The sequence below is a fragment of the Allobosea sp. TND4EK4 genome (genome assembly GCF_900156025.1).
Taxonomy (GTDB): Bacteria; Pseudomonadota; Alphaproteobacteria; order Rhizobiales; family Beijerinckiaceae; genus Allobosea.
Genome location: NZ_FTMO01000015.1, coordinates 22,530 through 44,894, shown reverse-complemented (window position 1 = coordinate 44,894; position 22,365 = coordinate 22,530). Strand labels below are relative to the sequence as shown.

Sequence of the window (22,365 nt, the reverse complement as noted above, 5' to 3'; positions counted from 1 at the left end):
TCACGCTTCCAGGCGCTTCATCACGATGGTGGCGTTGGTGCCGCCGAAGCCGAAGGAGTTGGAGAGCACGCAGCCCAGCCCCGCATTGTCGATTCGCTTGCGCACGATCGGAATGTCCGCGAAGGCCGGGTCGAGGTTCTCGATATGGGCGCTCTCGCAGATGAAGTCGTTGTTGAGCATCAGCAGCGAGTAGATCGCCTCCTGCACGCCGGTGGCGCCGAGCGAATGGCCCGTCAGCGACTTGGTCGCCGAGATCGGCGGACTCTTGTCGCCGGCGCCGAAGACCTCGCGGATGGCCTCGATCTCCTTCGCGTCGCCGACCGGGGTCGAGGTGCCGTGCGGATTGATGTAATCGACCTTCGCGTTGACGCCTTCCAGCGCCATCTTCATGCAGCGCACGGCGCCCTCGCCCGAGGGGGCGACCATGTCGTAGCCGTCCGAGGTCGCGCCATAGCCGACGATCTCGCCATAGATCTTGGCGCCGCGGGCCTTGGCGTGCTCCAGTTCCTCCAGCACCACGACGCCGGCGCCGCCGGCGATGACGAAGCCGTCGCGGGCGGCGTCATAGGCTCGCGAGGCGAAGGCCGGGCGTTCGTTGAAGTCCGACGACATCGCGCCCATCGCGTCGAACAGCACCGACAGCGTCCAGTCGAGTTCCTCGCAGCCGCCGGCGAAGATCATATCCTGCTTGCCCCACTGGATCAGCTCGTAGGCATTGCCGATGCAGTGGTTGGACGTCGCGCAGGCGGAGGAGATCGAATAGTTCACGCCCTTGATCTTGAACCAGGTCGCGAGCGTCGCCGACGCGGTCGACGACATGCCCTTGGGCACCGCGAAGGGGCCGACCTTCTTGGAGGAGCCGCTCTCGCGCGCCTTGTCGTAGGCGTCGATCAGCGCGCGGGTGGACGGGCCGCCGGAGCCCATGATGATGCCCGTGCGCTCATGGCTGATCTCGGTCTCCTCGAGGCCGGCATCCTTGATCGCCTCTTCCATCGCGACCTGGTTCCAGGCCGAACCGCCGCCATGGAAGCGCATGGCGCGGCGATCGAGCACGGTCGCGGGATCGAGCGTCGGCACGCCGCCGATGCGGCTGCGGAAGCCGTGCTCCTCGAACTCGGGCATGAAGCGGATGCCGGATTTCGCTTCGCGCAGCGAGGACAGCACCTCCTGCGTGTTGTTGCCGATGGACGAGACGATGCCCATCCCGGTGACGACGACGCGCCTCATGGTGGCTTCACTCCAGCTTTGGACAAGGCGGCGCGGCAACGCCGCACCCGGATCATAGCGCGCAAATGGACCGCACGCGCCGGGCGCGCAAGGCGAAGCGCCGATTTTTCCTCAGGCGGCCCTTGTTCAGGCCGCCTCGTTCAGGCGGTTTCGGGCTTGAACAGGCCGACGCGCATGTCGCTGACGGTGTAGATGCGCTTGCCGTCCGCTTCCAGCCAGCCATCGGCGATGCCGAGGACGAGCTTCGACTTGAAGACGCGCTTGAAATCGACGCCGTAGACGACGCGCTTGACGCTCGGCAGCACCTGGTCGGCGAACTTGACCTCGCCGACGCCGAGCGCACGGCCACGGCCCGGCAGGCCGAGCCACCCGAGGAAGAAGCCCGTAAGCTGCCAGAGCGCATCGAGGCCCAGGCAACCCGGCATCACCGGATCGCCCTTGAAGTGGCAATCGAAAAACCAGAGGTCCGGCTTGATGTCGAATTCGGCGCGCACCAGGCCCTTGCCGTGTTCACCGCCCTCTTCCGCGATCTCAGTGATGCGATCGAACATCAGCATCGGCGGCAGGGGCAGTTGCGCATTGCCCGGCCCGAACAGTTCCCCGCGACCGCAGGCGAGGATCTCCTCGTAGCTGAAAGACGACTGGCGCTGCATTCCCACTCCGTGACCTGACGCGGCCGCTTCGCCCGGCCGCTTTGCGCGTGCCTAACACAGCGGCCGCCGGGAACGAAAGGGTCCGCGTCATCTCACGCACATGCGAGCGCACCGAAGCGGCACGAAGCGATCCGCTTGCAGCGGCGCAACTCACAGCCTAAATATCTGGAATGGTTCCAAACACGCGGGCCGCGGGCCGACTCTCGCGGAAAGAGCACGAGACGGGCGGTCCGGCCACAGAGGTGGAAGGATCGGGGCCGGTCCTGCGCCAGGGCTGCCCCTTCAACGACGTCCGCCAGAAGCTGCGGCGCGTGGGCCTGCGGCCGACGCGGCAGCGCGTTTCGCTCGGCTGGGTGCTCTTCGCCAAGGGCGATCGGCATGTCAGCGCCGAGATGCTGTTCGATGAGGCGATGCGCGAACGCATCCCGGTCTCGCTGGCGACGATCTACAACACGCTGCGCCAGTTCACGGATGCCGGGCTCCTGCGGGAACTCGCGATCGACGGCAGCAAGACCTACTTCGACACGGCCAGCCACGAACACCATCATTTCGTGATCGAGGATGAGAACCGGGTGATCGACATCCCGGCCCGGGACATCGACGTCGCGACGCTGCCGACGCCGCCCGAGGGCTATGAGATCGCCCATGTCGACGTGGTCGTGCGGCTGCGCAAGGTCGAAGGCTGAAGCGCGGCCGGCCGTCGTTCAGTCGACCTTCTCGTTGGGATAGACCCCCCAGAGCTTTTCCTGCGGCATGTAGCCGCTGACATTGCGCACGCTGACGCGGCACCAAGCCTTCTCGCAGGAGGCGACGCTGGTGACGACGCCGGGCTGCAACTCGGCGACGATCGCCGAATCGGCCGAGGCCGCGCTGCGCAGCGGCAGGATTTCGGTCTTGTTCTTCGCCCAGGGGGCGACCAGCGCGGTGCGCTTGCCCGAGAGCAGGCTGTGCAGCACCCAGCCCTCCGCGCCGTCCGAATCACGCACACGCCGCCAGGTCTCGAACTCGGCGGTGATCTCCACCGGCAGCCCGGCGCGCTGATAGACCCAGCGCGTGCGATGCTCCTTGGACGGGCCTTCGCGCAGGTTCACTCGGTCGGTCTTGAGGCTGACATAGCGCGGCACCGGCAGGCCCGTGACGGAGCCGGCCTGCATGTCCTGCGCGCTGGCGCCCGAAACCGCGACGGCACTGAAAAGCGCTGCCCCGACAAGGCCACGCATCGGCAATTTCAGCATTCCGCCGCTCTCCGTATCGGCCGCGCCGTCTCAGGCGAAGGGTCAAGTTGTCTTCCGCTGCGCCGCCGCATAGACAAAAAAGGCCAAGCGTGACGGTCGCTCATTCCTGCCCCGCCAGGGTTAATGGCGGGTTGAGGCGGGACCGGTCAGGGCAGCGATGGAGGGAGGCGTCATGTCGAAGAAGAAGCCGCTGGTCGTGGTGACGCGCAAGCTGCCGGCCGTTGTCGAGACCCGCATGCGGGAACTCTTCGATGCGCAACTCAATCTCGACGACAAGCCGATGTCCCAGGCTGCACTGGTCGAGGCGGTGAAGACCGCGGACGTTCTGGTTCCGACCGTGACCGACCGCATCGATGCGAGCATCATCGCCCAGGCCGGCGACCAGCTCCGGCTCATCGCCAATTTCGGCAATGGCGTCGACAACATCGACGTCGCGAGCGCCGTCCAGCGCGGCATCACCGTGACCAACACCCCCGGCGTGCTGACGGACGATACCGCCGACATGACGATCGCGCTCATCCTCGCGGTCGCGCGCCGCATCGCCGAGGGCGCCCATGTCATCCCGGACGATGAATGGGCCGGCTGGTCCCCGACCTGGATGCTCGGCCGGCGGATCACCGGCAAGCGGCTCGGGATCGTCGGCATGGGCCGCATCGGCCAGGCACTGGCGCGCCGCGCCGCCGCCTTCGGCCTCTCGATCCACTACCATAACCGCCGCCGGGTCGATCCCCGCATCGAGGAGAAGCTCGACGCGACCTACTGGGATTCGCTCGACCAGATGCTGGCGCGGATGGACATCGTCTCGGTCAACTGCCCGCATACCCCGGCAACCTATCACCTGCTCTCGGCGCGGCGCCTCAAGCTGATGAAGCCCGACGCCATCCTGGTGAACACGGCGCGCGGCGAGGTGGTGGACGAGACGGCGCTGGCCCGCATGCTGGAAGCCGGCGAATTGGGCGGAGCCGGGCTCGACGTGTTCGAGCAGGAGCCCGCGATCAATCCGCGTCTGCTGAAGCTCGCCCGTCAGCACAAGGTCGTGGTGCTGCCGCATATGGGATCGGCCACGCATGAGGGCCGCGCCGATATGGGCGAGAAGGTCATCGTCAACATCAAGACCTTCATGGATGGCCACAAGCCGCCGGACCGCGTGCTGCCGAGCATGCTCTGAAACGAAGGGCACGCCGGCGCGTACCCGCGCCTCAGGCCCCGAGGGCCGCGACCGTGCGTGGCCACTCCTCATAGCCATCGAGAACGATGGCAGCCCCTGCCCCCGTCAGGTGCTGCCGCATGCCGGCCTTGTCGTGCGCGGCTCCGACGAAGCCCGCGACGCGCATGCCGGCGGCCCGCGCCGCCAACACCCCGGGCACCGAATCCTCCAGCACCAGACAGCGCTCCGGCACGACCCCCATCTGCGCCGCCGCGAAAAGGAAGACATCCGGCTCGGGCTTGCCGCGCGGGACCTGCGAAGCCGAGAAGACGTGCGGATCGAACAGGTCGATCAGGCCCGCGAGCGTCAGATTGTGCCTGAGCGGCTCCAGCGTGGTCGAGGAGGCGACGCAGCGTGCTGCGGATATTCGGCTGACAGCCTGTCGGACTCCGGGCAGAGCGCGGGCCTCCCCGGCGAGACGGGCGGCAACGCCGGCCTCGGCCTTCTCCTCGAAATCGGCAGGCAGAGGCCGCCCGAGTGCCTTCTCGATGATCTTGAAGCCGTCGGCGAGCGGGATGCCGACGAGGTTGCTCCAATAGTCCTCGACCGTCCAGCTGGTCAGCCCGACCTCGTGGCACATGGCGAGGGTCACCTCGGCATAGACCGTCTCGGTGTCGATCAGCGTTCCGTCGCAGTCATAGATGACGAGGTCGACGGGCATTACCCTCGGTACCGCCGCGTCAGCTTGCGCGCGCCGCGTCGAACTGTCCGGTCTTGCGGAAGCGCCAGAGATAGGACGGGATCTCGACCTCGGCGGAGACCGGAGCGATGCCGAGGCCCGGCAGATCGCGCCCCTCCCTCCGGGCGGCATCGGACACGATATTGTCCTGCCCCAGCAGCACGACCTGGTCGCGCGTGAGCTTCAGTTCGTTGGGCAGCAGGCCGAGCGTCAGGAAATCGACGACCTCGAGCACGCGGGCCAAGGCGCCCGCGACCGGCGACGGCAGCGGCAGGATCAGGCGCTTGCGGCCCGTCACCTTGCAGATCTCCTCGACGATCCGGCGCAGGCTGAGCACCTCCGGCCCGCCGAGCTCATAGACGACGCCCGCCGCAACGGCGCCGTCGACCGCACGGGCGACCGCCTCGGCCACATCGCCGACGAAGACCGGCTGGAACTTCGTCTCGCCGCCATCGATCAGCGGCAGCACCGGCATCATCCGCGCCATCGAGGCGAAACGGTTGAAGAAATCGTCGTCGGGACCGAACATCACCGAGGGGCGCAGGATCACCGCGGATGGCACGAGCTGGCGCACGGCCGCCTCGCCTTCCGCCTTGGTGCGCGCATAGACCGAGCGTGACGCGGCATCGGATCCGAGGGCCGACATCTGCACGAACCGGGTGATGCCAGCGGCGGCGCAGGCCTGCGCGACGGCGCGTGCGCCATTGGCCTGCACGGCCGAGAAGCTCTGGCGCCCGCGCTCGTTCATGATGCCGACGAGGTTGATCACCGCATCCGCGCCGCGGACCGCGGCCGCGACGGAAGCCGGATAGCGCAGATTGGCCTGGACGGCGTGGATCTGGCCGACCATGCCCAGTGGCTGCAGGAACCCGGCCAGATCAGGCCGGCGCACCGCGACGCGCACGCGATAGCCGCGCTTGACCAGCGCACGAACGACGTGGCGGCCGACGAATCCCGAACCGCCGAAGACCGTGACGAGTTGCTGAGCCGGGGCTTGGGTGGCCATCGGGGAGCGCTCCGTTTAGAACCGTTCCGCCCTCCTAGATCATGTCGGCTGAAAGGGGAACGGCTTTTGCGGCGACGCAGCACGATTGGCGCAGGTTCAGCCGCGCCGGCCGACTCTCGTCGCCCGTTGGAGTCTCTGCTGCGAATGCGGGAATCCCTGCGAGAACGGTGACCGCTTGAGGTCGCCTCATGGCCGTTCGCCTTCGCGCTTCGCTGGCCGATTTTGCCTCGCGACCAGCCGGCGAGCGCAAGCGCTTTGGCCGCTTTTCGCATGATCGAGCCGGTTTTCCGCGTTGCGCCGGAAGGCCTCCAGCAAAACCGTCACGCCATCGCAACAATTCCTGCAGCCCCCCGTTGACAGCGTGCCGCCCCCCCCGTAAACGAACCGCCGTTGCCCAGGTGGCGGAATTGGTAGACGCACCAGCTTCAGGTGCTGGCGCCTGCAAGGGCGTGGAGGTTCGAGTCCTCTCCTGGGCACCACTTTTCTTTGAGGACTACCAACCTCAAGAACTTAGCGAAAATCAGCGGCTTGCGGACACCCGAGTGATACAATCGGGTGATCCATATGGTCCTATCGATGGCGCGGCCGTTCAAGCATCCCAAGACTGGCGTCTACTGGTTTCGGAAGGCGGTTCCCACGGACCTCCGCGAGGTCATTGGGAAGACCGAACTCCTGAAATCGCTCCGCACCAAGGACGCCGCAGAGGCCCGGAAGGCGCACGCGAAAATTGCAGCCCAGATCGCATCGAATTGGGCCTCGCTCCGGGCGGGCACCCGGCGTCTCACGACTGAACAAGTCGCTGCCCTCGCAGGCGAGGCATATCGGGACGCTATCACGCCGTATGGAGCGGACCCCGGCGAACCGGAGGGCGGGGAAGGGTCGCAGGACTCGCTAGAGGACGCGCTGGAGGCCGCCGACAAACACTTGGAATGGTCTCGCAAAACTCGAACAGGCTGTCGGCGAAGATGTGGACGGCCTGCTGGGTCGCCACGGCCTCAGGGTCGATGCCGATACATGGGAGCGTCTCCTTCCTCAGGTGGCCTTTGCTCTCCACCAGGCATCAGTAAGGCTGCGGCGGAGAGCCCACGGCGACTACAGTCCGGATCCCGGTGCCGCGCGGTTCCCCGATTGGAAGGCCATCGCCGTTGACAGCACCGCATGCGAAAGCGCCACCATGGAGAACTTGCTCATTCTGGTAGGCGACATTGCCGTTGTGCCTGCGTTTGCCTGGCAACGAGGCGACATTGACCACCCTGCCTACCCGCGCGGCCGCAGATGCGTCAGCCGCCTGGGTCAGCCGCTTGCCGCCGGCAGAATCGCTGCCAGAACACTGCGGTAGGTACCGGCCTCGGGCTTCGGCCGCTCAATGCAGACGTGGCGACCTAATCTGGCGCAACATGAAGCTCGATCAACGTGACTCCATTCACGACGCGTGATGGGTAGCGCTCGCCGACCAAAGGATCGTGGCCAGGTATGATGTGCTCGTCACTCTCCACCAACTGGCGCATCCGGGCATAGCTTTCCAGGGTGGCGGCGACATCGATCGTGATCACGAAGGGTGAACTGCGCTCAAAATTTGCATAGTAATGGCTGGCGTCGGAGGCCAGCAGAACCGGGCCGCGGGCTGTCGCGACCTTCACCGCCTGGAGCCCCTTGCTGTGACCGGGCAAGAGGTGGACGGAAACACCCGGAAAAATCTCGGCGTCCCCGTCGTGGAAACAAACCCGCCCCGCATGAACGCGGCGCACGCAGGTCACGACATCATCGACATCGTAAGGATAGCGCATCACGGAATGGCACATGCATCGCCCTGTCGCGAAGGCCATTTCCGCATCCTGAACATGGACGGTCGCATTGGGAAACCGGTCGAGATTTCCGGCGTGATCATAGTGAAGGTGCGTGAGCACGATATCGGATACGCCCTCCGCCGGAATGCCGATGCGCTCCAGTGCATCGACGGGATCGATATCGAGCGGACGCCCTCTGCTGGCCGACGCCCGAGCTCCAAACCCGGTATCGATTAATATGACCCGGTGCGCGTTTCGTACGATCCAGATGAAGAAGTCCATTGGCATCGGGCCGTCATGGACGTCGCGGTGCATGAAATTGTCGTGCGCTCTGCGCTGCGGCATACGGGCATATCGCAGCGCAAAGACTTCGTAGTGTTCAGACGCCGTCATGTCGGCCCACCCCGTAGATCAGACTTTCTCGATACCTGTCTGGACGATGATGCGGCCCCAAAGCTCCGACTGCTGAGCTTGGTAGGCGGCGAGCTCCGCCGGGTTGCCGGGATTGCGCTCAAGTCCGACCAAGCCGAAGAAGCGGTCCGCTTCGGGCCCCTTCATGGCATCGAGGAAGACACGGTTGAGTATCTGAACAGTGGATGCGTCCAGTCCCGCCGGCCCGTACAGCCCGCTCCACGCCGCGAAATCATAGCCTGCTATGCCCGCCTCCGCGATGGTGGGAACGCCCGGCATTGTGACCAGGCGCTGGGCTGTCGTAACGCCGAGCGCCCTGAGCTTGCCCGTCTGGACGAATTCGCGGACGACGGCGACATCCGTGATGATCACGTCGATGCGCCCTCCGAGCACGTCGGTGATCGCCTGTGGCGTCCCCTGATATGGAACGCGCGTCATCTTCACCTGAGCCAGTGTCATGAGAAGCTGGGCCGCCGCCAAGCTACCGGTGTTTCCGGTTCCGTAGCTCAACTTCTCTGGCTGCGCCTTTGCCAATGCGAGCAAGTCCTCAACCGTCTTCGCCGGCGAAGCTTCCGAGACGACGAGAACGAGAGGGTTGCGCGTCAGGCGCGCGATGGGCGCGAAGTCCTTGACCGGGTCGAACGGCAAGGACTTGAACAGATGCTGATTGGCGGCGTGACTGGAATTGGTCGCCAACAGCAAGGTGTATCCATCCGGATCAGAGCGCGCGACGCTGCTCGCCGCCAAGTTGCCGCTTGCACCCGGCCGGTTCTCGACGATGATCTTCTGCGGCAGAACCTTGCCGATCTGCTCCGCCAGGAAGCGGGCCTGCGTGTCCGTCGCGCTGCCCGCGGGAAACGGGCAGACCAACTTGATCACGCGTGACGGATAGCCCTGCCCCATAGCGGGCACCGAACCGGCCGCAACAAAGGCCGCAGCGCCCATCAGCATATGACGACGCGAATTGTCGATCTTCATTTGAGACGCCTTCCTCCGGTCGGGCTCTTCAGTGGCCCCTGATTGCAAGAGCGCATGGACGCTCCCGATCCGCGTCATCTAGGCCCAAAACGAAATTCTTTTCAAGAGAACAATAGTTCTGCTGTGCAGAACATTTATGCGTGAGATTTTGCTTGCACAGAGCGATACACCTGCTTACGAAAATTCCTGCTAATAGAATTGTCGTTCTGTCAGACAAAACAGTAGCCCGTGGACTGTCGTCACATCGGGCACATCAGGAGGAGGAACGCATATGGCTCTCATGAAACTCGCCAGCACAATTGCCCTGGCCGCGGCTGTATCCCTGCCTATCGCGGCGCTCGCCAAGGATGACGTGATCCGCATCGGTGTGCTCAACGATCAATCGGGCGTTTTTGCCGATAATGGCGGTCTCGGCTCGGTGGCCGCGGCCAAGCTGGCGGCCGAGGATTTTGGCAACAGCCTGCTCGGAAAGCGCATCGAAATCGTTGCGGCCGATCACCAGAACAAGCCCGACGTGGCGTCGACCATCGCCAGGCGCTGGATCGACCAGGACGGCGTCGACCTGATCGCGGACGGTGCAGCGTCTTCTGCCGGTCTCGCCATCCTCAATGTCGTGAATGACAAGAGCAAAATCTTCGTCGTGACCGGCCCCGGCGCGTCCGAGTTCACCGGCAAATCCTGCTCACCGCAAAGCTTCCATTTCAACTACGACACCTATGCCCTGGCCAAGATCACCAGCCAGGCGATCACCGAAGCAGGCGGAAAGAGCTGGTTCTTCGTCTCGGCAGACTATGCTTTCGGACACGCCCTCCAGCGCGACGCGACGGCCTTCATCACGGCCGCCGGCGGCAAGGTCGTCGGCTCCGTCGCCCATCCGCTGGGCACCAACGACTACGCGTCTTTTCTGCTCCAGGCGCAGTCGTCTCGCGCGGATGTCGTCGGACTTGCAACGTCCGGCAAGGATCTCCAGACCATCGCAAAACAGGCTGACGAGTTCGGCATCGTTGCCGGCGGCCAAAAGCTGGCCGGCTTGCTCGTCTTCATCACTGACGTCCACGCGCTCGGCCTGCAGGCCGCGCAGGGGCTGGAGGTGACCACGTCCTTCTACTGGGATTCGACCGACGAGACGCGCAGTTGGTTCAAGCGCTTCATGGCGATGAGCGGCGGCAAGGTTCCGCCGACGATGATCCACGCGGGCACTTACAGCGGCGTGCGGCACTATCTGGAAGCCATCAAGTCTGCCGGCACCACAGATCCGAAGATCGTGGCTGCCAAGATGCGCCAGATGCCGGTGAACGACATGTACAATCGCAACGTCGCGATCCGTCCGGACGGACGCGTCCTGCACGACATGTATCTGGTGAAGGTGAAGTCGCCCTCGGCGTCGAAGAAGCCGTTCGACTACTACAGCGTCGCGAAAGTCGTGCCCGGCGCGCAGGCCTTCCGTCCCCTGGCCGAAAGCGAATGCCCCCTCGTAAAGAAGTGATATCGATGTCCAGAACAGGCTTCTTTGTCGGCGGAGAGCGCGTCCAAGGATCGGGCCAGCCTTTTGCCTCCGTGAACCCCGCGACCGGCGAGACGAATTACGAGCTCGCCGCCGCCGGCGCCGGCGATGTCGCACATTGCGTCGCGATCGCGAAAGAAGCCTTGGCGCGCTCGCAATGGTGCGGCTTGCGTCCCCCTGAGCGGGCCAGGATCCTCGGGGCGATCGCCGACGGCATCGTCGCCCGCTCCGAGGATCTGGCGATGATCCAGCTGCGCGAGAACGGCAAGGTCCTGGCTGAGTGCAGAGCGCAGGTGGCCAGCGCCGCCGCCACGTTCCGCTACTATGCGGCCGTCTGCGAGACGGCTGGCGCCGAGGTGACACCGTCTCGCGGCGACTACCTTTCCATGACGAGCTACGAGCCGATTGGCGTCGTGGCGGCGATCACGCCATGGAATTCGCCGCTGACGATGGAAGCGCAGAAGATCGCGCCTGCACTAGCCGGCGGCAACGCCGTCATCGTCAAACCCTCGGAGGTTACTCCCTCTGGGGCGCTTGCAGTCGCGGAGATCGCGCTCGCCGCCGGTCTGCCGGCCGGCATTCTCAATGTGCTGACCGGCACCGGCGTCGAGACTGGCATCCCGCTCGTAAGCCATCCCGACGTGCGGATGGTGTCATTCACCGGCGGCACGGAGACAGGACGCTCGATCGCAAAAATCGCCGCCGAGCGGCTGATCCCGGTGGCCCTCGAACTGGGGGGCAAGTCGCCGCATATCATATTCGAGGACGCTGACCTCGAAAGGGCCGCCGCTGCGGTGCAAGACGGGATTTTCGAGGGATCCGGCCAGTCCTGCGTTGCGGGATCGAGGTTGTTCGTCCAGCGACCGGTGCTTCAGCGGATGATCGAGTTGATGCGCGCCCGCGCCGAAGCGATCGCAGTCGGCATGCCACTCGATCCGGGCAGCAAAATGGGGCCCCTGGCGAGTTTTCGGCATCGCGAACACGTCGAGCGCTTTGTGCATTCGGCGCGCGCCGAAGGTGGTGAGATTCTTGCTGGCGGCGGCAGGCCCTCCGATGCGGGCCTGGCGAAGGGAGCATTCTACATGCCGACCCTGATCGGCGGCCTCGATCCAAGCGCTCATGCTTGCCGCGAAGAGATATTCGGGCCTGTCCTGTGCATTCTCGCCTTCGACGACGAGGAGGATCTGGTCGCCCAGGCGAACGGAACGGCATACGGGCTCGCCGCGGGAATCTGGTCGCTGGACGTGACGCGCGCGCTGCGCGTCGCACGGCGGCTCGAGGCCGGCACGGTGTGGATCAATACCTATAAGCAGCTCAGCATCGCGACCCCTTTCGGCGGCTACAAGGACAGCGGCATCGGCCGCGAGAAGGGCGTCGGAGGCATGCGCCTCTACCAGCAGATCAAGAGCATCTATCTCGGAGGGGTACGGCTGTGAGCACGCAGACCATCGGTTTCATCGGACTCGGCGTGATGGGCGAGCCGATGTGCCGCAATCTCGCTCTGAAGTCGGGGCTGGGCGTTCTCGCATACGATCGCAGTCCCGAGCCGCTGGCGCGTTTGGCTGATCATGGCATCAAGACGGCCGCCAATCTCGCGGCGATCGCCGGTTGCGACGTCATCTTCATGGCCCTTCCGTCAGGCCGGCACGTCGAGGCGGTTTGCGACGGTCCCGATGGCCTGTTGCAAAGCACTCGCCCCGGTACGCTGGTGGTCGATCTCGGCACCTCCCCGGTCGACTTGACGCGTGATCTGGCTCGCCGCTTCGCGACGCTCGGCGCGCGCTATGCGGACGCCCCCATCGCCCGAACCCGGCAGGCGGCCGAGGATGGTACGCTGAGCATCATGGTCGGCGCGGACGAGGCCGACTTTGCGACGCTGCGCCCCCTCCTCGATTCCATCGCCAGCGACGTGACCCATTGCGGGCCGGTGGGCTGCGGGCAGATCGTCAAGATCATGAACAACATGGTGCTGGTCGAGACGGTCGTGGCCCTCTCGGAGGCAATCGCCGTGGCGCGCCGGTCCGGGCTCAGCGACCGGGTGCTGTTCGAGACCCTGACGAAGGGCTCGGCGGACAGCTTCGCTCTCAGGAATCACGGGATGAAGGCGGTGCTGCCGCGGCAGTTTCCGGAGCGCGCCTTCTCGACGGACTATGCGCGCAAGGACCTGTCTTACGCGCTCGCGCTCGGGGCCGAACTGGGACTGGAGATGCCGGGTGCCAAGAACGCGGACGCGCTGCTAAAGCGGGCCTCCGAGGCTGGCTTTGGCGATCTCTACTGGCCGGTCGTCAGCTGCGTCCTCGACCCGGAGAACACCACGCCATGACCGACAACGCGGCAGGAAAGCAGGAGGGAGTCGCGGCGGTGGACCGCGCCTTCCAGATTCTCGGTGCGCTGGCCCATCGCCCGGAACCCAGCTCTCTGGCCGATCTCGCTCGCGACACCGGTTTTTACAAGAGTACTATCCTTCGCCTTTGCGCCTCGCTCGAAGGTGCCGGTTACCTCACGCGTCTGCCGGACGGACATTACGTGTTGGGCGGTTCGGCCCTCCGGTTGGGACTGGCCTATGAACGGCAAAGCCCGCTGCGCCAGCATGTTGTGCCTGTGTTGCAGGACCTCGTTGCCAAGGGCACCGAGAGCGCCTCCTTTCACATCCGGCATGGCAAGTCCGAGCGCCTTTGCCTGTTCCGCGTGAATTCCAATCATTCGACGCTCGACCGTGTCGAGGCCGGAGCAGTGCTTCCGCTCGATAAGGGCGCTGCAGGCCGGATTATCCGGTCCTACGGCACACCCAAGGGAGACCTCGCCCCGGTGGCGCTGTCACGGGGCGAGCGCGACCCCAGTTGCGCCGGGCTGGCGGCCCCGGTGTTCGGGCCTACTGGCCTCATTGGCGCCGTTTCGCTGTCCGGCCCGGACGAACGTTTCACAGATGAGGCCGTTGCGCGCATGCAGGAGCTGCTCCTCGCTGCGACGGCACAGCTCAGCGTGGCTCTGGGTTGCATCCGATCAAACACCAAAAGCGGTTGAGAAACATGACTGCGCCTACGCCGTCGATGAAACCCGAATACGACGTCATCGTTATCGGGGGAGGCAACGCTGCGCTCTGCGCCGCCATCTCGGCCAGGAACGAAGGCGCCAGTGTCCTGGTCCTCGAGGCGGCAGACGCTTTCTGGCGCGGTGGCAATACGCGCCACACCCGCAACATGCGCTGTGCCCATGACGCGGCGACGGCAAGCCTGTCCGGGCCGTATAGCGAAAGCGAGTTCTTCGACGATCTGTTGCGCGTCACCAAGGGACAGACGGACGAGGCACTGGCGCGCTTCATGATCCATGAATCCAAGTCCATGCTGGGCTGGATCGAGGAGCAAGGCGTCCGGTGGCAGCCTTCGCTTGGCGGCACCTTGTCGCTCGGCCGCACCAACTCTTTCTTCCTGGGCGGCGGGCGCGCGATGCTGAACGCGCTTTACCAGACTGCCGAAGATCTTGGCGTTGAGATTCGCTATGAGTCGGAGGTCACCGACATCGAGATCGAGGGTGGGCACTTCCACTCCGTCACGGTCGGCGCAGAAAGACTCCCCGCTCGCGCGCTCGTCGCGGCGGCGGGCGGCTTCGAGTCGAACATCGAATGGCTCAAGCGCTACTGGGGAGAAGCGGCGGACAACTTCCTTATCCGGGGCACGCGCAACAATCGCGGCACCGTGCTCAGGCTGTTGCTCGACAATGATGTCCGGGAAGTCGGCGATCCGACTCAGTGCCACGCTGTCGCGATCGACGCGCGCGCACCGAAATACGATGGCGGCATCATCACCCGCCTCGACTGCGTCGTCTTCGGTATCGTCGTCAATCGCAAGGCCGAACGGTTCTACGACGAAGGCGAGGATATCTGGCCCAAGCGCTATGCGATCTGGGGCCGCCTCGTGGCGGCGCAGCCAGACCAGATCGCCTTCATCATATTCGATGCTTCGTCTCTGAAACTGTTCATGCCGTCGCTGTACCCGCCGATCAGCGCCCCCACCATCGCCGAATTGGCTGGTAAGCTCGAACTCGATTCATCTGCTCTGGAAGAGACGGTAGCGGCTTTCAATGCGGCCTGCCGGCCCGGAACCTTCGACGACAAGATCCTCGACGACTGCTCCACGGAGGGTTTATCGCCACCCAAAAGTCACTGGGCGCGGCCGCTCGTCGAGGCGCCGTTCTACGCCTACCCGGTCAGGCCCGGCATCACCTTCACCTATCTGGGCGTGCGCGTGGACAAGGACGCTCGGATGACGATGAACGATGGGCGGGGCTCTGCGAACATGTTCGCCGCAGGCGAAATTATGGCCGGCAATGTGCTGGGCGAAGGCTATGCGGCTGGAATAGGCATGACGATCGGCGCCGTGTTCGGGCGAATTGCAGGCCGCGAGGCCGCGAGGAGTGCGCTATCATGAACGAACTCGCCTTCCTTCGCGATACGGTGGGTTCGGGGCCGGCTGGAACAGCCGGGTCCAGCGCGCAGCACGCCACGCCCGCGCTGGCCGAAGCGGACCGGCTGATGACCGTCTGTAATTCCTGCCGTTATTGCGAGGGCCTGTGCGCGGTCTTCCCCGCCATGGAGATGCGGCGATCATTCTCCGACGGCGACCTGAACTACCTTGCAAATCTCTGCCACAACTGCGGAGCCTGCTATTACGATTGCCAGTTCTCGCCTCCGCACGAGTTCAGCGTGCATGTGCCGGCGGCGCTGGCGCAGGTCCGCACCGAATCCTATGCGCAATACGTCTGGCCAAGGGCGTTCGCGGGCGTCTTCGCGCGCAATGGGCTGTTCATAGCGATCGCACTCGCGGTGGCCGTCGCGATCTTCATCGCGGGTTTCGTCGCCTGGACCGATCCGGGCGTTCTATTCGGGACGCATACCGGCCCTGGCGCCTTTTACAAGCTCATGCCGCACAACACGATGGTCTTGATCTTCGGCGCCGCGGCGCTGTTTGCGATCCTCGCCATCGGCATGGGCGTCAGAGCCTTCTGGCGAGACATCGGCGAGCCGGATGGCGCGCTGCGCGACACCGGTTCGGTATGGCAGGCGATCAAGGATGCCGGCCGGCTGCGTCATCTCGGCGGAGGCGGCGCGGGCTGCATGAACGACAGTGAGCGGGCGAGCAATCGCCGACGCAGCTATCACCATCTGACCTTCTATGGATTCATGCTCTGCTTCGCGTCGACATCGATGGCGACGCTCTATCATTATCTGCTGGGGATGCAGGCTCCCTATCCCTGGTACGATCTCCCGGTCGTCCTCGGCACGCTGGGCGGGATCGGGCTGGTAATCGGGCCGATCGGCCTCTTGCATGACAAGTGGCGCCGCGATCCGGACCTGAGCGAAGGCACGCCGTTCGGCATGGATGTCGCCTTCCTGCTCATGCTGCTGCTGACCAGCATCACCGGGCTCGCCTTGCTCGTCCTGCGGGCCACACCGGCCATGGGCCTGCTGCTCGCATTGCATCTCGGTGTCGTCTTCGCCCTGTTCGTCACGATGCCCTACGGGAAATTCGTGCATGGAATTTATCGGTTTCTCGCCTTGGTACGCGCCGCGCGGGAGCTGGAGCACCCATAAACGGTCGAATCTCCCAGCCCGTGGAAGCAGCTCCGTCTGGCGCAGGCTTGGCAAGCCGGCGGACATCGCCAGCGCGATGACGGCGCGGACATTCCAGTGTCGCGGCTGCGAGAGGCCTTTGCGTCCCATGTCTCGTCGTCGACGATCGCCTGGACGGCATTGTCAGGCCACGCCGCACATCATCCGTGATCTGCATACGCTTCTCGAAGCTCCGGGCCGATCGTCTGACTGCGCCGCCCGAATGCGGGCGTCCCGAGAATATCGCATTGGCAGCTCTCCCCCACGCGGCTCGAACCTTGATGCGCACGAAGCCTTCCTCGGCGGACTGATCGCGGAGCGACGGGACATCACGCTGCATGAGCTGGCGTTACGGCTCCTGCCGCCGCCTCATCGCTCAATAGGGCTTCCGAAGCCGGGATGCTCGGACTACACTTGGTTCGCTCGTCACTCATTCAAAGCTACCACTCGTTGATCTAAGGCGAGTGGGAATTGTCCCTGATTTTCAGAGCTCTGCAGCAATCCCGTTGGGTTCGAGCCATCTCCTGGGCACCACTCTTTTTCGCGATTCGCGTCAAAGAGTTAAGCAATGATAACGAGTCGCATGGTATCCGCTTTAGCACTGCGGTTTGATACCTTGGCTCTTGCGATGTCGCGCCCCTTCTCTACCAAGCAGGGTTCATACTATCTTAGGTGAAGGTGCAGTTGGCCCTTCGCGCGCGGGCCAGGCTCCAGCGGCCCTGCCCCCTGATCAGATCCACGCGCGGCATGATCGCCGTGCTGGACCGTCCGGTCTGTGCTCCCCTTTCACTGCCGATGCCTACGGGATGCCCGACGCCCTGCGTGATGCTTCTGGGCAGCGCCACGGGCCGAGCGACCTCGTCAGGAGCAACGCCTGATCTCTGTCAGATGGCGTACAGAAGGAAAGCTGGCGGCACCGATTTAGATTTCGTTCATTCAAACAGCTGAATTTTTGGAGAATATAAACCGACGATAGCGAGAGCTATGAATGAATACTCATTTTCTCCAATCTCGCACCTCGCGTACACCGACCGCGATATCACGAGCTAATCGCATGATTAAATCGATATTTCGTGGAAGCGTTACTGAAAGAAATGCGATATTTCTTGATATAATTGGCTATTCGCCTGACGGCGTTTCGGGTCTCCACCATTCAATATTTGTCGATCGGGAGCATGCCAGCTCCCCGGACTGTCGCTCATTGTGGTCCAGACTTCGGCTCGGGCAAGCCCTCGAGGACGACAGCAACCGAACAGGTCGCCACCGGGGTTCGGCTGGTCAATGACACCGGTTCTGCTCTTTCGGGGATCGTCGGCTCGGCAACCAGTGTCGCTGCTGCACTTCAAGATATTTCCAGCGCATCGCAGGAGCAGGCACATGTACCGACGAGGTCGCCCGGGTCGTCGCCACATCGGCAGTATGACCCACCGAAATTCCGCCATGGCCGAACAAAGCGCCGAAGCTCCGAGATAATTATATCATAAAACCCGCTTTATTCAAGACACCGTGATAATCTTCAACTTGCAATTCTCAATTTGGTGCGGGCTTAACTACTGAATTAATCCTGATTCTCTGCTTAATTACCCTAACAATATGGTTCAGTATTCCATGGCTGACAATGCTTTAATCCGGGTACCGTCGTTTAATGATCATGCCCCTGAGAAAATTACTCGAATTATTCCTCGCTGGCGAAAGGCTTGCAGCGCTCAATCGCGTTCAGGCCGTCGCAGAGTTCGATCTTACCGGAATCTGTCTTTTCGCGAACGAACGTTTCGCAAGCATGCTGGGTTATTCTCAGGCGGAAATTATCGGCAAGCAGCATCGCATGTTCTTGCCGACGTCTGCCGCAGTGCGCCCAGACTACGCGGAGTTCTGGAATCGGTTGCGAGGCGGATCATTCCATACGGGTCGATTTTGCCGACAGCGCCGAGACGGCAGCGAAATCTGGATCGAAGCTTCCTACGCTCCCGTTTTCAACCGGCGGGGCCGACTGTACAAGATCATCAAGTTCGCGACCGATGTCACGATCCAGGCACATGAAGCTGCCAAGACGGCGGCGCTTGTGGCCGCAATCGATAAGAGCCAGGCGACGATTTCCTTCGACCTTGACGGCAAGATCCTTGATGCGAACGTCAATATGTTGAACGCCCTAGGATACGATCTCGCGGACATTGTCGGACGTCATCACTCCATCTTCGTGCCGACTGATGAGGCGGCCAGTGCAGCGTATGCTGAATTCTGGAGTGTTTTGCGCCGCGGGGAGTTTCACACGGGATGCTATCGGCGGCTCGGCCGAGACGCCCGCCCCCTTTGGATCCAGGCAACGTACAACCCGATCTTCGATGCATCGGGGCGGCCCTACATGGTGATGAAGTTCGCGACCGATATCACCGAGAGATTCGATCTTCTGGACCGGCTGAAGGGCCTCATTCACGAGAACCTGAGTGAGGTCAAACAGGCGATGAGCCAGACGCTGGATCAAACCGAAAGCGTTTCTCGTTCAGCCGCCGAAGCCTCGCAGGAGGTGCGTTCGATGGTGACGGCAACGGCGGAGATCACGGCTCTGGCCCATTCCCTGACAGCCGGAATCCATCAGTCGCAACGCGCCTCGGAGGATGCGTTCGGCCAGGTCTCGGACGCTTCCGGATGCACTCGCAAGCTTTCATGCGAGCTCGGGGCGATGATCGGGACGCTCGGCCTGATCCAAGACATTGCGGGCCGGATCAATCTGCTTGCCCTCAATGCGACGATCGAGGCTGCCCGCGCAGGCGACGCCGGACGCGGTTTCGCTGTGGTGGCGCAAGAGGTCAAGGTTCTCGCGGACGGGGCAGCCAGGGCGGCCCGCCAAATCACCGAAGAGATCGGCGCTGTTCAATCGATCACGACCGAGGTCACCGGCGCGCTTCAGCGCATCCATGGCGCGGTCGAAACCATGCACGCCCAGATAGCCGATACGGTGGAGGCGATGCATGGTCAGACGAGCGTGGCCGACATGCTCAATGGCAACATGGAACGCGCCGCAAACTCTGTCGGCGCGATACCTGACAGTATCCGCAAGATCGCGGTGCTCGCAGCCCGGGTCGACACGGCGATCGGATCCACACATCGCGTCGCGGTTCAGCTGGTCGGTTAATGTCATCGCACGGAATTCTTTGATACCGGGGCAACCGAGGCAGTGACCTGCCCCGATTGGCGGCACCGGCCTTGCGCTCCGGCGAAAGCGTGGCGGAGGCCATCGCCGCGGTGCGCAAGGCCGGTGCCGCCGCCGTGCTCTTCAACTGCAGCCAGCCGGAGGTCATGGGCCCGGCCATCGACGTCGCCCGCTCCGTGCTCGGCGAGGCGGGGCTCCCGATCGGCATCTATGCCAACGCCTTTCCGGAAAAGACCGGGGAGGCCGCGGCCAATGAGGGGCTGAGCGATCTGCGGGAGGATATCGGGCCGCAGCGCTATCGCGACTTCGGGCGGGACTGGCGGCGCCGCGGCGCCCGCATCATCGGCGGCTGCTGCGGCATCGGCCCCGACGCGATCTGCGCGCTGCACACCGAATTCGGGGCGGATTGGCACCTGCTTCTGGCCGGTGCGCCCGGGCAGTGCTGATGGCGCGGTGCGGATTCGCAGCGCCTCGTCCGCATTCGACTGCCGGGCAGTTCGGTGTCATCTGGGCTAGAGCATTTCCGACACGAGCTTGGCCATCAGGCTGTTCGAGAGGATCGTCGGCACGCCCGCGGCGCCTGCGGCTGCGCGGTGGCGCTCGACGAAGCCCATGCAGTCCATCAACAGAATATCCGCGCCCCGCTGCCGCAGGTCGAACGCCGCTTCGGTCACGGCGCCGAGGCCGTCCTGGTAGGGCGAGGCAGCCGCGTAAAGCGGTGCAGGATCGAGCCCCGCCCATTTGACAGCCTCGCTGTCGATCTGCTCGACGATCGGTACGATGATGCCGAGTGTCGCGCCGCGGGTGAGCGCCGCGACGGAGGCCGGCAGGAAGCGGTCCGGCTCGAGCAGGCGCGCCTTGACAGTGGCGAGTCGCTCGAAATGGCCGGTGCAGAGCAGCAGGATGGTGGTGCAGCCCTGCGCTTCCAGGGCCTCCAGCTTGCCCTGCGCAGCGACTTCCGTCCGCGCGCGATCAAGGATCACGGACGAGCCGTCGAGCAAACGGGTGACCAGCCGCGGCTGGTCCGGTTGCGGTGCGAAGCGGTTCTCGATCTCGGCTCGCGTCAGCCCGTCGAGAACGCCCGCGTGAATGCGTTTGATGCCGTTGTCCAGAAGCGCGTCGAGGATCGGCACGATATCCGGCCGCGGCGCCTGTCCGATCGTGAGTGTGCCGAGGCGGCGCATCTGCAATTGCCTTTCCGAAAGGACGCCGGGCCTCGCCGCGCAGCGCGACCCGGCTTCTGCTCAGCGCTTGAAGACGTTCTTCGAAACGCTGTCGAAGAAGGAGAAGATCGCGTCGCCGGCGATGATGCCGGCGGCGAACACCTCCATGTCCCCCTCGCCCCCCGCACCACGCAACTTTTCCCAGATCAGGCGGCAAAGGATGCCGGCCAGCACCGCCCAGCCCGCCATCGGGAAACTGATCAGCAGGCCGGTGGCAAAGAGCACGCCGATCTGGCGCCTGGGCCCGCCGATGAATTGCAGGACCGCGCCGGGGATCGCCCAGAGGAAGAGCTGCCAGGCGACGCCGGGCGCGACGCCGGCCTTGATCGTCGCGGCGTAGACCTTGTCGACGGGGGCGATGAGGTTCTGGTCGAAGTATGACTGGTAGGACAGCAGCACGACGAGGCCGGCGACGACGAAGGCGAACATTGCGGCGAAGAGCTGCTGGCGGCGGCCGTCGCGCTCGAAGGCAGGATCGACCCCGTTGCCACGCAGCAGATAGCCCGCCTTGAGGTCGTAGCCCATATCGGCGAAGGCCGGTCCCGTCGCGGCAGAGAAGCCGACGAGCAGCGCCAGCGCCGGCATCGGGAAGCCGATCAGCATGCCGATGATCAGGGTGATCAGCGCGACCGCGAAGGCCGGAAACCAGCCCGAATGCATCGCGGCGAGGCCGACGATCAGCTCGTGCACATAGGCCGCGAAAGCGGCGTAGAGCACGAAGAGCAGGAGCATGCCCATCGACATCTCGCTCGTCAGCCCGCCGACAATGGCGATGAAGACCGCGATGACGAGATAGCCGATCGTGCCGAGGCCGAGCGCGCGGCGCACCTCCTTGTCCGAGACGCCGGCACTGGCATCGGCCTGGCGCTGCGCCTCGTTGCGGCGGAACAGCAGCAGCCCGACCTGGATCAAGGCGACGAGACCCGCGCCGATCATGAAGCCGTGGGGAATGTAGGCGGCCATCAGGTCGCCCTTCGGGATGATGCTCGCGAACATCGGCCCGCCAAAGATCTGGCCGGAATAGCCGCGCAGAAGCAGGCCGATCCCGAACATGCCGAGCGCCCAGATATTGCCGATGAAAGCAACGCCGAAGGCCGACATCGGGATGCCGGTCAAGGCCGTCGACCCAGCGAAGCCGATCCAGGCGAGCGGGATCTTGACGAAGGAGGCGGCGACGCCCGTGGCGAAGCCGACGCCCATCAGCGCGGCCTTGCGACCGCCCTCGTCGCCAGCCTTGATCGCCTCTGCGGCTGCCACGCCCGGAGGCCAGGCCCCGGTGGCCGGGAAGACACGGGAATCGAACATGCGATAGAGCAGATAGGCGTCAAGCAGCATGGCGAAGAAGGCGCCCGCCAGCATGGGAAGGACGAGGTCCGGGCGGCCGAGCAGCCACGGAATGCCCACCGGCAGCAGCAGACTGTTGGCGGCGCCGAAGGTGGCCGACGAGATCGCGCTCTGGGCCAGGTTCTGCACATGGATCGAGCGATAGCGCGCGAACATGGCCAGCGGGATGCGCGCCAGCGCCATCGCCGCCAAGGCGCCGATCAGCGAGGTGTTCGCCGTGATGCCGAGCGACACCAGAAGCTGCATGCCGATGATGGCGCCGAAGACGCAGAGCACGGCGATCAGCAGAAGCGTCGCCGGCTCGAACAGGCTGGGGTGCCGCTTCGGCGCCCCGTCATGGTGATGTGTCATG

At 64.4% G+C, this 22,365-nt stretch carries 19 protein-coding genes, 1 tRNA gene and 1 pseudogene; 12 read left to right on the top strand and 9 right to left on the bottom strand.

Annotation, left to right across the window (positions count from 1 at the left end; translation table 11 throughout):
* Together fabB and fabA are read right to left on the bottom strand one after the other, a co-directional pair.
* Positions 1–1,227, bottom strand: a complete 1,227-nt coding sequence (fabB, locus tag BW981_RS17850) for a beta-ketoacyl-ACP synthase I (RefSeq protein ID WP_076441687.1) — start codon at positions 1,225–1,227, stop codon at positions 1–3.
* Between the two features lie 140 nt (positions 1,228–1,367).
* On the bottom strand, positions 1,368–1,880 hold the full coding sequence (fabA, locus tag BW981_RS17845; protein WP_076441684.1) for a 3-hydroxyacyl-[acyl-carrier-protein] dehydratase FabA: 513 nt from the start codon (positions 1,878–1,880) through the stop codon (positions 1,368–1,370).
* Between the two features lie 242 nt (positions 1,881–2,122).
* On the opposite strand from fabA, the gene irr reads away from it, so the two are divergent.
* Positions 2,123–2,566 carry a Fur family transcriptional regulator Irr gene (irr, locus tag BW981_RS17840; protein ID WP_244560367.1) on the top strand — a complete coding sequence of 148 codons (444 nt, stop codon included), beginning with the start codon at positions 2,123–2,125 and terminating at the stop codon, positions 2,564–2,566.
* Between the two features lie 18 nt (positions 2,567–2,584).
* Here irr and BW981_RS17835 read toward each other — a convergent pair whose 3' ends face one another.
* The gene (locus BW981_RS17835) at positions 2,585–3,115 is read right to left on the bottom strand and encodes an SH3 domain-containing protein (RefSeq protein WP_076441681.1); all 531 of its coding nucleotides are present in this window, start codon (positions 3,113–3,115) and stop codon (positions 2,585–2,587) included.
* 172 nt (positions 3,116–3,287) lie between these two features.
* Here BW981_RS17835 and BW981_RS17830 point away from each other — a divergent pair, with 172 nt between their 5' ends.
* On the top strand, positions 3,288–4,283 hold the full coding sequence (locus BW981_RS17830; protein WP_076441679.1) for a 2-hydroxyacid dehydrogenase: 996 nt from the start codon (positions 3,288–3,290) through the stop codon (positions 4,281–4,283).
* 31 nt (positions 4,284–4,314) lie between these two features.
* Here the strand turns inward: BW981_RS17830 and BW981_RS17825 are convergent, their stop codons facing one another.
* Positions 4,315–4,983, bottom strand: a complete 669-nt coding sequence (locus BW981_RS17825) for an HAD family hydrolase (protein WP_076441678.1) — start codon at positions 4,981–4,983, stop codon at positions 4,315–4,317.
* 19 nt (positions 4,984–5,002) lie between these two features.
* Positions 5,003–6,007 carry a complex I NDUFA9 subunit family protein gene (locus BW981_RS17820; protein WP_076441676.1) on the bottom strand — a complete coding sequence of 335 codons (1,005 nt, stop codon included), beginning with the start codon at positions 6,005–6,007 and terminating at the stop codon, positions 5,003–5,005.
* A gap of 392 nt (positions 6,008–6,399) precedes the next feature.
* On the opposite strand from BW981_RS17820, the gene BW981_RS17815 reads away from it, so the two are divergent.
* Positions 6,400–6,486: transfer RNA gene (locus tag BW981_RS17815), tRNA-Leu, on the top strand.
* Positions 6,487–7,389: 903 nt separating this feature from the next.
* Here BW981_RS17815 and BW981_RS17810 read toward each other — a convergent pair.
* Both BW981_RS17810 and BW981_RS17805 read right to left on the bottom strand, forming a co-directional pair.
* Positions 7,390–8,187, bottom strand: a complete 798-nt coding sequence (locus tag BW981_RS17810) for an N-acyl homoserine lactonase family protein (RefSeq protein WP_076441674.1) — start codon at positions 8,185–8,187, stop codon at positions 7,390–7,392.
* Positions 8,188–8,205: 18 nt separating this feature from the next.
* Positions 8,206–9,183, bottom strand: a complete 978-nt coding sequence (locus tag BW981_RS17805; protein ID WP_076441673.1) for a Bug family tripartite tricarboxylate transporter substrate binding protein — start codon at positions 9,181–9,183, stop codon at positions 8,206–8,208.
* 271 nt (positions 9,184–9,454) lie between these two features.
* Here BW981_RS17805 and BW981_RS17800 point away from each other — a divergent pair, with 271 nt between their 5' ends.
* From BW981_RS17800 to BW981_RS17765, 9 genes and pseudogenes are all read left to right on the top strand, one after another.
* Positions 9,455–10,669, top strand: a complete 1,215-nt coding sequence (locus BW981_RS17800; protein WP_076441671.1) for an ABC transporter substrate-binding protein — start codon at positions 9,455–9,457, stop codon at positions 10,667–10,669.
* Complete coding sequence (locus BW981_RS17795) at positions 10,648–12,123, top strand: aldehyde dehydrogenase family protein (protein WP_076441669.1); 1,476 nt, start codon at positions 10,648–10,650, stop codon at positions 12,121–12,123. The genes BW981_RS17800 and BW981_RS17795 overlap by 22 nt, the downstream gene beginning before the upstream one ends.
* The gene (locus tag BW981_RS17790; RefSeq protein WP_076441667.1) at positions 12,120–13,010 is read left to right on the top strand and encodes an NAD(P)-dependent oxidoreductase; all 891 of its coding nucleotides are present in this window, start codon (positions 12,120–12,122) and stop codon (positions 13,008–13,010) included. The genes BW981_RS17795 and BW981_RS17790 overlap by 4 nt, the downstream gene beginning before the upstream one ends.
* Positions 13,007–13,711 carry an IclR family transcriptional regulator gene (locus BW981_RS17785; protein ID WP_076441665.1) on the top strand — a complete coding sequence of 235 codons (705 nt, stop codon included), beginning with the start codon at positions 13,007–13,009 and terminating at the stop codon, positions 13,709–13,711. Before BW981_RS17790 ends, BW981_RS17785 begins: the two co-directional genes overlap by 4 nt.
* Positions 13,712–13,737: 26 nt before the next feature.
* Positions 13,738–15,114 carry an FAD-dependent tricarballylate dehydrogenase TcuA gene (gene tcuA, locus BW981_RS17780; RefSeq protein WP_076441663.1) on the top strand — a complete coding sequence of 459 codons (1,377 nt, stop codon included), beginning with the start codon at positions 13,738–13,740 and terminating at the stop codon, positions 15,112–15,114.
* On the top strand, positions 15,111–16,277 hold the full coding sequence (gene tcuB / locus BW981_RS17775) for a tricarballylate utilization 4Fe-4S protein TcuB (protein WP_083712456.1): 1,167 nt from the start codon (positions 15,111–15,113) through the stop codon (positions 16,275–16,277). The genes tcuA and tcuB overlap by 4 nt, the downstream gene beginning before the upstream one ends.
* A gap of 283 nt (positions 16,278–16,560) precedes the next feature.
* A pseudogene (locus tag BW981_RS23480) lies at positions 16,561–16,656 on the top strand (IS630 family transposase); the annotation flags it as partial.
* Positions 16,657–17,940: 1,284 nt separating this feature from the next.
* Complete coding sequence (locus tag BW981_RS23645; RefSeq protein WP_076441661.1) at positions 17,941–19,428, top strand: methyl-accepting chemotaxis protein; 1,488 nt, start codon at positions 17,941–17,943, stop codon at positions 19,426–19,428.
* A gap of 56 nt (positions 19,429–19,484) precedes the next feature.
* Positions 19,485–19,892, top strand: a complete 408-nt coding sequence (locus BW981_RS17765; RefSeq protein WP_348521414.1) for a homocysteine S-methyltransferase family protein — start codon at positions 19,485–19,487, stop codon at positions 19,890–19,892.
* A 66-nt stretch (positions 19,893–19,958) separates the two neighbouring features.
* Here BW981_RS17765 and BW981_RS17760 read toward each other — a convergent pair whose 3' ends face one another.
* A complete protein-coding gene (locus tag BW981_RS17760; RefSeq protein ID WP_076441657.1) occupies positions 19,959–20,630 on the bottom strand; it encodes an AroM family protein in 672 nt (223 codons plus the stop codon).
* A gap of 60 nt (positions 20,631–20,690) precedes the next feature.
* Positions 20,691–22,364, bottom strand: a complete 1,674-nt coding sequence (locus BW981_RS17755; RefSeq protein WP_076441655.1) for an OPT/YSL family transporter — start codon at positions 22,362–22,364, stop codon at positions 20,691–20,693.
* Between the last annotated feature and the right edge of the window lies 1 nt (position 22,365).